This is a genomic window from Streptomyces sp. NPDC008125, assembly GCF_042957125.1.
Taxonomy (GTDB): domain Bacteria; phylum Actinomycetota; class Actinomycetes; order Streptomycetales; family Streptomycetaceae; genus Streptomyces.
Genome location: NZ_JBIBHR010000021.1, coordinates 137477 through 149296 on the forward strand (window position 1 = coordinate 137477; position 11820 = coordinate 149296).

The following is an 11820-nucleotide window of genomic DNA, read 5'->3' on the forward strand; positions in this document are numbered from 1 at the left end:
AATAACAAGCTGTAAATTCCCTCTATTTAAGTTGTTACGGATTTTTTTTTATCTTGAATATTAAAATTATCGTTTGCTGGGATTCGTGGGGCCTATACTTTCGGCCCCACGACGTTGATCTACCAGCCCAGCGTTCCCCATACCAGAGACGAGGTCTGCTGCAGTAGACGAGATTGACCTGCTCTAGTCGCGAGAGACGCCAGCAGAGGGTACGACTTGATGAACATACCCGGCGACCTCACGACGTTCACTCTCCACCCCACGGTGTCGAGCGCGACGCCGCTGCCAAAAGCTGCCAGGTCGCCCGCACTCTTGTCGCTTTGAGCGTAGTTCACTGACCGGTTGGCAACAGACAGGACGAAGGCGCCCGTGCCCACGACGCCACATACACCGGCAGTACCGACTGTACAAGCGACGAATGCAAGCCCTGCGGCTCCCTTGACGATATTTCCACGGTTTTCCCAAGTCCATTTACCGGCCGCACTTACCGCCTTTTTCGTGTTCGACTTGGCAGAGTTCCACGCTGCGCCAATATTTCCCTTCTTGAGACTCCCGAAGAAACTATCCTTCTTCTTGGGCTCGCTTTTCTTTCGAACCGCTGTAGAAGCCTTCTTCGTGGCGGATTTCGTGGTCTTTGCGGCAGACTTCGTAGGCTTTACGAAGTAGGCGGTTCTGGAAAACGTGTTCCACTTTTTCGAATAGGAGGCAAGTGCCTTCTTTGCCTTCTTGACGGTTTGGTGGACCAGCTTCTTCGCTGCCGTGGCCGCTTTGTTGGCGTAGGTCCAGAAGCCGTCCCAGAACATTTGGCCGTCCGGGTCGGATGCCGTGACGGGCCGACTGTTGGCGTAGGCGTAGGCGTTCATCTGCAGGGGGTCGTCGATGTCGATGATGGGGTCGACGGAGATGAAGCGTCCCAGTGCGGGGTCGTACTCACGGGCACCGAGGTGGGTGAGTCCGGTGGGGTCAGCGGTTCCTCCGACGAAGCTGCGGGTCCCGGGAAGGGTGCTGCTTCCGGTGGAGCGGTTTTCACCGAAGGGGAGTTGCTTGCGGCGGGTGAGGGCCTGGGTCGTCATGGAGACGGCCGTCATAGCGGTGCCCTGGTGGTCGGAGATCAGGTAGGAAAAGCCGTCGCTGGTACGTACGGCGACTGTCTCGTCCCCGTGGGTGTAGTAGCGGGTGCCTTCCTTGGTGCCGTCTGCCTTGATCTTCAGCTCGTTGTCGCCCGGGAGGGTGAGCGTTTGGGTCCCGTCGGCGTCCCGAGCGATCATGCGGTTGCCGTCGGCGTCGTACTGGTAGCTCGTGACCTTGCCGCCAGCAGTGACGGTGGCAAGGTTGCCCTCGTCGTCCCACGTGAGGTTCTGGGTCGTGGTGCCGATGGTCCGCTGGGTGGTGTTGCCGCTCTTGTCGTAGGCGAAGGAACTCTTCTGCCCGTTCAGGGCACCTCCGGCGACCGTCGCAGACTGGACTGCGTGGGGCAGGCCAGTGCCAGCTGCCTTGTGGGTGTACGTGGTGGTGGCGTCAGCGCCAGAGAGAGCGCCGGTGCCGTGGTCGACCAGCTTGGTGCGGTTGCCGATCGCGTCGTAGGTGAAGGTCTGCCAGTACGCGTCGGGGCCGCCCACCGTTGTGGTGGAGGGAGTGGTCGAGCACGTGGTGGTGGCAGCTGTCCATGCCTCCGTCAGTCGTCCCAGGGCGTCGTTGGTGAAGCACTGGGTGTCGGTGCTCTTGGTGGAGTCCTGGCCGCTGACGTCGGTGATGCCGGTGATGTTGCCGGCGTCGTCGAAGGAGTACGAGATGTCGTCGATGCGCTGGGGGGCGAGGTCGCGGTCGGTGGTCTGCCGGTCCACCCGGCCGGTGACCTCGTCGTAGACCTGGGTCTGGTAGACCTTCTTGCCCAGCGTCCCGTACTCGGTGCGGGTGGGGCGTCCGAAGACGTCGTGGGCGGTGGCGTTCACCAGGGTGACGGCGCCGGCGGTGGTTTTCTGCGGGAGGTTGCCTTCCCCGTATGCCGTGGTCTGGCGCTCACTGGGCAGGTTGCCGATCGCGGGGTGCTTGATCCACTCCTGCTGGCCGGTGTACGTGTTGTAGCCGTACGTCCATGTGTACGTTCCGGCCAGGGCCCCGGCCTCGGTCGGCACGGTCACGGTGGTGGCGGTGGGCTGGTAGGAGTCGTTGTACGAGGTGGTGGAGGAGGTGTAGGGCTTGCCGTCGATGTAGCGGGTGCTGCTGGTGAGCTGGCCCTTGGCCACCGTGTCGTAGAGCCACGAGGCCAGCTGAGTGGAGCCCTTTTCCAGGGCGGTCTGTCGTCCGAGCTTGTCGTACTGGTTGGTCAGGGTCACGCCCCGGGCGTCCGTGGTCGTCTCAGCGCGGCCGACCTTGTCGTACGTGATCTCGGCCAGACCATTGTCCGGGTCGTCGGACTTCACCTTCTGGCCGCGGGCGTCGAACGTATAGGTCCAGGTGTTGCCCGCCGGGTCGGTAACCTGGGAGGGCTCGTCCCACTTGCCGTAGGTGTAGCGGGTGGACTGCGAGGCGGTGCGGGCCGCGTTCGTGTACTCGATCCGCTCGATCGTGCGGTCCTGGGCGTCGGTGACCGTGGTGTAAGCCGTGCCGCCCTTGGGCGGGATCACCGTCGTGCGGTCGCCCGCGTAGACGTTCGTGGTGCGCCACTTCTCGTCCCCGTAGGAACGGGTGATCGCCGCGGTGACGCGGCCCGTGCCGTCGTACAGGTTCTCCACCATGGACGGCACGACGTTGTCGGCCGCTGTCGTCAGCACGCCCGAGGGCGCGCCCTCCGCGTAGTACGCGGCGTAGGTCTTGAAAGCAAGGCCCCGGGAGTCGTACTTGGTTTCCGTCACGATCCGGTTCGCGGTGCCGATGGCGGATGCTTGCGTTTCGCGTTCGCGCAGGAGGCCGTCGTACAGCTGGTAGCTAGTGGCGTACGTCCCGTCGTACTGGAGCGCCTTGGTGGAGACGGAGCTGTTCGCGGTCTTGGAGATCGAGTACGCGTACTCGGCGGACGGCTGGTCCGGGTGGTCGGTTTTCGACCAGCCGGGCTGCCACACCCGCAGGGTGCGTCCGAGGCCGTCATAGGTGGCGTCGGTCCGCTTGCCGTTCGGGTCCACTTCGCCGGTGGCGACGCCGCGTGCCGGGTCGTACTCGGTGGTGGTGGCGTGGCCCAGGGCGTTGGTCTCCGTCTGCGCCGTCGGCGCCTGGACGGTGGTGGGGGTGTAGGCCGTGGTTGTGGTGTTGCCTGCGGCGTCGGTGTCGGTGAGTTCGCGGCCGTGGATGTCGTAGGTGTTGGTGGCGGTCGTCAGGTAGCCGGTGCCTGCCGTGTCCTGCTCGTCGACCCGGGTCACGTCACCCTTGTTAGGCGCGGTGTCCAGGCTGGTGGCTCCGTCGTAGTAGTAGCGGGCCACGGATATCAGGTCGGCCGGCAGTGTCGGTGTCTTGTCGCACGCCACAGCTACGTTCCGCACCTCCTTCTGGAGGCTGAGGATGGTGCCCGTGGTGTAGGTGGTGGTGACGCACTCCTCGTCGCCGGTCTTGGAGGTGTCGCCGAGGTCCGACTCGGAGGTCTCCTGCCCGTGGGCGTCGAAGGTACGGACCGTCTGGGTGGTGCGCCAGCCGCTGCCCACCGCGGTGCGTGTCTTCTCGACGCGGGTGCCGGTGGCGTACGCGGTCAGCGCCGAGAGGCCGGTGCGCACCTGGGTGGCGGTGGCGGCCGAACGCCAGGGTTCGTAGGACGTGGTGGACTGGAGCGCTCCCGCTGCGCCGTCGAAGGTCGCCTCCTCGCGGGGCATGCCGGCGAACGCCGGTTGGTCAGCGACAGTGGTGCCCTCGTGGTCGGCTACCTGCGCGCCGTCGATGCCCCGGAAGTAGCGGCTCTCGGTGAGCGTCTGCGCGTCGGAGGCGGGGGCCCCGGTGCGGACCTGGACTCGGCCGAAGCCCTGCCGGTCGCTGTAGGTGAGGTACTTCGCCTTGGTGAACTCGTCCTCTTCCTTGCCCCAGGCCATGCCGTCCAGGTAGGAGTAGTCGGTCTCCTTGGCAGGGGCGCCGCCGGTGTTGTCGCTCTCCAGCACCTGGGTGACGACGTAGGTGTGGAACCAGTCGAGGTAGGGCGTGTAGTTCGCGGCCGGCGCGTCCGGCGGGGACCAGATCACCGGGTAGCAGCGACGGGTGTTCGACGCCGGGGTGGGGACGTCACCGGCCTTGCAGTCGGGCGCGGAGTAGGTGACGCCGATGGTGCCGCCCGTCTCGGTGTTGATGCCGTAGACGCGGTAGCGGATCAGCGGCGGGACCGGGTCGGGGTTGGTGCCGGTGGTGGCGCCCTCCACACGGTTCGGCAGCTGCTGGCCCGAGAAAGTGACCGGGGGCATGGTGACGTCGCCGGTTCCGGTGTGGCCGGTACGGGTGACGGAGGCCAGCCAGAGGGCGGGCGAACTGCCGTCTCCGGTGGACGGGAACTGGTGCGTCAGCGCCAGAGTGTCCACCTTGCGGTACGTGCTGCCGACCAGCACCGACGTGTCGACCTGGGTGAGGCGCTTGCGGGTCCAGAACGAGGGCGAGAACTGGGTCTTGCACTCCGCTCCGTCGGCGCAGTACTGGTCGAACGGTACGTCCGGCCAGTTCTTGGCGTGCGCGGAGTCGAAGGTGCCGCAGTCGGTCAGGCAGCGCTCGGCGACGGTGAAGTCGACCTTTGCGGCCGGCTGGGCGTAGTAGGCGTTGCTGCGCAGGCCGTACTCGATGCGCTTGGCGTAGCCGCCGCGGGTGTAGGGGGTCGCGGTGGAGGCGCCGGTGGTCTGGTTGACGTTGCGGCCGTAGTTGTTGGACTCCTTGTCCCAGTACTGGACGATCGCGTCGCCGTGCGGGTCGACGACTGCGTCCAGGTTCCAGCGCCAGGCCTGCTGGCACCAGGAGTCCGCGTAGGCGGTGGCGTGGCACGGTTCGCCGGCCTGGTTGCCGTAGACGGGTACGGTCCAGGTGGAGTTGGTGACCGCGTTGCCGGTGGCCCAGCCGCTCATCTTGTTGCGGCCGAAGAAGTAGTTGGTGCCGTCGGGGGTGGTGACGCGCCAGTACTCGCCGTCGTTGTCGCCGTTGGCCAGGCTGGTGTCGTTGAGTTTGACGACCTTGGTGCCGTCGTCGTCTTCCAGGTGCCACTCGCCGGTGGTGTCGTCCTTGACGAGTTCGCTGGACTGGCCGCCGAGGTTGAGGACGGCGTTGTCCTTCTTCCAGCACAGGTCGGCGCTCTTGTCGGTGCCGTTGCTGTTCGTGGTGTCGTCGTCGCAGGAGACGTAGCGGCGTTCGATGGATCCGAACTCCATGGACCAGCCGTCGCCCACCCAGTTCGCCTGGTTGTTCGTGGCAGCGGTACGGCCGTCCACGGCCTGCGAGCTGTAGGAGAGGCTCAGTTCCGGTTCCGTCTGGCTGGGCAGCTCGGGAACCGGGATGTCGTAGGACCAGGTGAACGCGCCGCTGGAACCGCCGGCCGACCATGATGCCGAGGGGGACAGCGGCGACGCCTTGAAGTCACCGGACGAGCCGGCCGCTTCGGCCGTGGCCGACAGCAGCACAATGCCCTGCGCGGCCTGCAGACCGGTGGCCGAGCTCGTGGTGGCGGCGCTCCGGGTGACCGGCGACGCATCTGCGGTCGCCGTGGAAGCGGCGTCCGGCAGGGTCACGGACGCGGAGAGCGTCGTGGAGTCGAGGTCGTTGGTGGAGTTCAGGTTCGTGCCGGTCGCCCGGCATCCTGCCTTCTCCGGTGTGGTGAGTGCGCAGAGGGGAAGCTGGTGCAGCGTCAGCCGTGATGCCCAGTCGCCGCCGTACGCGTCCTGGAATCCGGCGTAGTCGAGGGAGACGTCGGTCTTGCCCGCTTTGCCCTCCAGCGGACGGACCGCGACGACCACGCCGGTGACGCCCATGGCCTGGGACGCCTTCTGGTCCAGAATTTGGACGCGGGCCTTGCGGGGACCGGCGCCCTTGGCCGACTTGCGCGCGTGGCCCAGGCTCACGGGAAGCGTACCGGCCTTGGCTTTGTTGGTGCCCGTCTCAGGCAGGGCGGCGGTGCCGGTTCCGCTCTTCGGCCAGGTGGCCTTCGTGGTGTGCCTGCGGGCCGCGCCGGCTGTCTCGTCGGGCTTCGCCACGTCGTGCTTCTTCTGCGTGACGCTCCGGACCGGGTCCGGGGTGTCCAGCTTCTGAAGCGTCAGTTCGGTGGCGGCAGCGACGGGGCCGCCGATGAGGCTGACCAGGAGGTAGGTGATCAGTGAGAGGGCCACCCACCGAATCCGTCGGTCTCTTCGCTCTTGCTCGCGTCTGGTACGAAATGTCCTTTTAGTTCGATAACTGGACACATCTCCCCCATTCAATCAGGTCATTTAACTGTGAAGATCGATCGGAACTTAGCACTCCATTGAGGGGGGATGAAATAAGCGGACACCTAATTGCTGTCGAGTACGCGTCAGGCCATTGGTGTATTTGCGCGAAATGGACGTTCAGGGTAAATGGTGCATGAAGGTATCTTTATGGCGTGTCGATCCTCCTCGTGTTTGTGCACTTCAGAGGGTTGCTACCGAGGAATTTGGGCCACAAAGGAGCGCCTAGCCGTCGACACCTTTGTGATCATTTGGTCGATTTGACACGAATAAGTGTAGCATCAATGCTTTTAATTCAAAGTGAAAGTACTTGTTTTCCGAATCGGCTCGGAGGTCTGTATGGTTCGCGCGATGTTGTGTAGAAAAAGAAAAGGACTGCGATGAGATATCGTCACGGGAGCACGCGATTTGCGATCCCGATCGCGGTGGGACTGGTGCTGTCCCTCGGCGTGCCGCTGATCGCGGTCGCCGACGACCAGCCCGCCGCTACCGCTCCGCTCGAGGCGAGCCCGTCGCCGGAGACGCAGGCGCTGGCGCAGGCTGCTGAGGAGGGAGCGCCGGTCGAGGTCGTCTCCCACCGTTCCGAGACGGCGGAGCTCTACGCCAACCCTGACGGCACGTTCACCCAGGACACCTACGCGGTGCCCCAGCGCGTCCGTAAGAGTGGCCGGCTCGTGGACATCGACCCCACGCTCCAGGCCGACAAGAGCGGGACCTACTCGGCGCGTGCCGCCGAGGTGGGCATCACCTTCTCCGGGGGCGGAGACGGCCCTCTGGCCACCGTCACCCGTGACGGACGCAGCATGTCACTGAGCTGGCCTGGAACGCTGCCCGAGCCGGTGGTCGACGGGGATACGGCGCTGTACCCGAACGTCCTCGACGACGTGGACCTCAAACTCACGGCGGGGTCAGCCGGATTCGGTCAGCTGCTGGTCGTCAAGACGCCCGAGGCTGCCGCCAACCCCGCACTGACCACCCTCAACTTCCCCTTGTCCACGGACGGCTTGTCGGTGGACACCGACGAGGACGGCAACCTGCGTGCCGTCAACCCGGCGGGCCAGGAAGTCTTCACCGCGCCCACCCCGCTGATGTGGGACAGCAGCAACAGCGCTCCCGTCGCCGCCCGGGGCGCGGTCGTTCCCACGCCGCCGTCGGGGGAGTTCGAGCCTCCCTACGGCGCCCAGGACGCCGCCCTCAAGGCCGAGGTCAGTGACGGAAAGCTGAAGCTCACCCCGGACACCGAGCTGCTCACCGGCGCCGACACGCAGTACCCGGTCTACATCGACCCGTCGGTCTCGGGCTCCCGCGAGGCGTGGACCCTGGTCTCCGACGACTACCCCAACGGTGCCTTCTACAACGGCAACGGCTGGCAGGAGGGCGACGGCAACAGCGTCACCAGCTCCGCCCGCGTCGGCTGGCCGGGCGACACCCTCTCGCGGTCGTTCTTCCGGATGGACACCAACAACCTCTGGAACACCGCCAAGGTCATCACCTCCTCCGTCTTCCGCATCAAGAACAGCTACTCCTACAGCTGCACCGACAAGCCGGTGGAGGCGTGGCGGACCGGAAGCATCAGCTCCGCCACCACGTGGAGCAAGCAACCCGCCTGGTACGACAAGCTGTCCACGGTCAACCAGTCGCTCGGCTACAGCAGCTCCTGCCCGGCCGGCAACCTGGCCTTCGACGTGACCGGCGGCGCGAAGAACGCGATCAACGGCAAGTGGGACAACCTCACCCTCGGCCTGCGCGTACCCGTAGCCAACGAGAGCGACCCGTACGCCTACAAGCGCTTCGACGCAGCGTCCGCCGTGCTCTCCACCACGTACAACACCACCCCGGGTGTGCCCAGCGCGCTCGACACCACGCCCAGCACCAAGAACACCGCCGGCTGCGGCAACACTGCACCGTACGGCGTGGTCGGCAACACGGACGTCTACCTGACCGCCAAGGTCACCGACCCCGACGGCGGCACGGTCAAGGCCCACTTCAACCTCTGGGCGACCGGCCACCACCCGAACGACGACCCCAACGGCGTCATCATCGTGGACTCCACGGTGGCCGTCACCTCCGGCACCGTGGCCAAGGTCAAGATCCCCAAGGCGACGCTCAGCAAGTACCTGTCGCTCGCCGGCGGAAACTTCTCCTGGAAGGCGCAGGCAACGGACGGCACACTGTCCTCGACCTGGAACCCCGGAGCGGGACTGGCTGGATGCCGCTTCACCTTCGACCCCACCCGCCCCAGCACCCCGCCCGGCATCACCTCCACTCAATTCCCGGACGGCAGCGACGGCTGGCCCACCGGCTCCGCGCAGGTCCGCACCAAGGGCACCTTCACCCTCTCCAGCAACGGCGTCACCGACGTCAGCGCCTACGAGTACTGGACCGACCTCGACCCCACCGTCCACACCCTGACCACCACCACCGCGGGCGGCAGCGTCAGCCTCACCCTCACGCCGACCATCGCCGGTGCGAACCACCTGTACGCCCGCAGCATCGACAAGGTCGGCAACAAGTCGGACCCGGCCGACTACCTCTACTACGCCAACCGCAGCACGACCGCCGACGAGCCCGGCGACCTCAACGGAGACGGCAACCCCGACCTCCTTGGCACCGACGCAGCCGGAAACCTGCGACGCTTCTACGGAACCGGCAACGGGGCCGTCGTCGAAGCCTCCTCCACCGCCAGCAACGGCACATGGACCGGAGTCGACCACACCCACCGCGGTGACTGGACCGATGACGGCTACGAGGACGTGATCGCCCTGCGCCCCGACGCCACGCTCAGCGCCGACCGCCTGTGGCTCCACCCCAACAGCGGCTACGGCTTCGCCTGCACGGACTGCGCCGGAGACACCTCCGACGCCCGTGAACTCAACGTCTACGACCCCGCCAACAACCACTGGGCGGACGCCGACCAGATCCTCGCGATCGGCGACGTGGACGGCCCCCTCGACATCGACGGCGACGGAACCGCCGACGTCGCGGGCTTCCCCGACCTCCTGGTCAAGGAGGGCGATCTGCTCTGGCTGTACTTCGGATCCTCCAGCGGCTACCTCGACGAGACCCTCGAACCGGTGCTCGTCGGTGACAGCGGCTGGTCCCAGTTCGACCTGATCGCCCCGGGCGACGTCGACCACGACGGACACGTCGACCTGGCCGCCCGCCGAGGCAGCGACGGAGCCCTCTTCCTCTACCGGGGCACCGGCCCCAACGGCGAGGGCTTGGGCACGGGCACTGGTCGTGCCACGCTCGCGGCCAGTGGCTACTCCGCCGCCGCCCGCCCGCTGATCGCCTCCGGTGTCGACGCCGACAGCAACGGCACCACCGACTTCTGGACCACCAACGCCACCTCCACGGGGCTCTCCTTCAACTCCGTGCTCAGCGGCACCGGCGTGGGGACTCCTACAGTCACGGCAGGTACCACCAACTGGAACGGCTACCAGAAGATCAGCTAGTGCATGTCGCTTCATGAACGGGGTGGTGGCTCAGCTTGTCAACCGAGCCACCACCCACCGACACCATACGAGCCGTGCGCCTCACCCGCGCGACCGCGCGTGCAAGAGCGGCCGGTGCCGCAGCCCGGGAGCGGGCGGAACTCGCGCGTCAGGCTGCCGTCGTCGCCGCCACGGTGCGCCAGGTTCTGGTGCGCGAGGACTACCCGCGGGCCGGGTGCCGGCGGGCTGTGCGAGGCGTGTGGCTGCCGCCGTGAGACCGAGGCGTTCGCCGTAGGGACCGTGCAGCTCGTCGCGGCGCGGACGCTCGACCCGGCGGCCAGTGCCGCTGACATCGCGGCCCTCGACGTGAGGGTGCGTACGGCCCTCGACCGCAAGGTGGCCGCCGAGTGGGCGGAGTTCCTGGAGCTCTCCGACCCGGCTGAGCTGGAGGACGACCAGGCCCGCGCGGAGCTCGCGGCCGCGCTCACCGCCCACAGCACCGTCCAGCAGATCGCCGACCAGGCCGAGGCCAGCGCGCTGGCCGCGTTCGGCCGGACCGACGAAGCCGGCACGGAGGCCGACCGGGCCTACCGGACCGAGCAGGGCCGCCGCTGGTTCCAGCACAACCCCACCGGCGAAGCCGCCGTCGCTGCCGCGACGAAAGCCTCCACCGTCGCCCGGGACCGCGTCGCCCAACACCTGCTGACGGTGCGCCTGGAGCAGCTGCGCGAGCAGGCCATCGCGGGGCGCCGGGCCGGGCAGGCCGGGATGGCGTCGTGGACGGACCGGCTGCCGGAGCTCGCCGCCCGCGCTCTCGACGGCGACACCACCGGGGCGGTGATCGCCTGAGCACCATCCAGCCGGAGCCCAGCGGTGTCGACCTCGCGCGCCAGGCCCTGACCGCCGCCCGGGAAGCCGCGAAGAAGAACGGCGCCACAAGCCGGAAGCCGAAGCGGCGCCCGGCCGGCACCGTCGTACGGCGCGACGGCCGCGAGCCGGTCGGGCTGGGCAGTGCGATCAGCCGGATGCTGACCGAACGCGGGATGACCGCCCCGGCCGCCGGCGGCAGCGTCCTCGCGCACTTTGACACGATCCTCGCCGCGGTCGCGCCGGAACTCGTCGGCCGGGTCCGGGCCGTGGGATACGACGCGGACACCGGGCGCCTGGACGTCGTTCCCGGCACCCCGGCGGCCGCCACGAAACTCCGGTGGAGCGCCCCGAAGCTGAGCGCGGCCGCCAACGAGCAGGTTCCCGGAGCGAACGTCCGTACCGTGCACGTCCTGGCGCCCGCGACGGCCGGCCCCGCCGTGGCAGCCGAACCGGTCCCGCCGACGGTGGCCGCCGGACCTGCCGTGTGTCTGCCCGCACCGTAGGGCTACCACCAGGCGCTCTCTGCCCACCGCGCTGCCCGGCCGACGAGAACGACCACCGACTCGAAAATCCGGGCCGCCGCCGAGCGGCAGATCCGCGAGCAGGCCCGCGAACCGGAGGAGCTCTTCGGTGACGGACGCCAGGCCCTCGAGGAGCTCCGCGCCAAAGGCGCCGTCCAGCAGCGTGCGGAGACCTCCAGCGACGCCGCCCGCGCCCGGGCCCTGCAACGCCTCGCCGCCGAACGTGCCGGACTCACCACCCTCGTGCCACCGGACCCGGCGGCCGCGCCCCGGCGCCTCGACCAGACAGCCTGAACCCGTTCGACCGCCCACGCATGCCGCCGGACGGCGGTCGGCTGCGCACCAGGTCCCGTGGTCGGCGTGTTCTGTTCGGGCGACGCCCTCCCACGCAAACTTCGACACAGCCGCTTTGCGCCCTCATTTTCCGGCCACATATGCCAGAGCGTTTCGCACCGGAAAGCGAACTGTGGAGCCCGTTGGCCTCACCTCGCAGGCATGCGGGGGCGAAGAGGACGGGCTGATTCCGGGCCGCGTGCGTAAGGATTTCGGGGGAAGCGGCGCGCTGCTTGTGTGGGACCTGTGTGAGGTTGTGGGGGCTCGGTGACCGCTGGGGTTGCCGGGATCGTC

At 67.5% G+C, this 11820-nt stretch carries 4 protein-coding genes; 3 read left to right on the top strand and 1 reads right to left on the bottom strand.

Annotation, left to right across the window (positions count from 1 at the left end):
• Positions 1-119: 119 nt before the first annotated feature.
• Positions 120-6272: an RHS repeat-associated core domain-containing protein gene (locus ACFZAX_RS29710; protein WP_390965382.1), complete on the bottom strand. Its 6153-nt coding sequence runs from the start codon at positions 6270-6272 to the stop codon at positions 120-122.
• Positions 6273-6748: 476 nt separating this feature from the next.
• Between ACFZAX_RS29710 and ACFZAX_RS29715 the strand changes: the two genes are divergently transcribed.
• From ACFZAX_RS29715 to ACFZAX_RS29725, 3 genes are all read left to right on the top strand, one after another.
• Entirely contained in the window at positions 6749-9823 is a 3075-nt protein-coding gene (locus tag ACFZAX_RS29715) for an FG-GAP-like repeat-containing protein (protein ID WP_390965383.1), read from the top strand.
• A gap of 279 nt (positions 9824-10102) precedes the next feature.
• On the top strand, positions 10103-10651 hold the full coding sequence (locus tag ACFZAX_RS29720; RefSeq protein ID WP_390965384.1) for a hypothetical protein: 549 nt from the start codon (positions 10103-10105) through the stop codon (positions 10649-10651).
• On the top strand, positions 10579-11175 hold the full coding sequence (locus tag ACFZAX_RS29725) for a DciA family protein (RefSeq protein ID WP_390965385.1): 597 nt from the start codon (positions 10579-10581) through the stop codon (positions 11173-11175). Before ACFZAX_RS29720 ends, ACFZAX_RS29725 begins: the two co-directional genes overlap by 73 nt.
• Positions 11176-11820 lie beyond the last annotated feature (645 nt).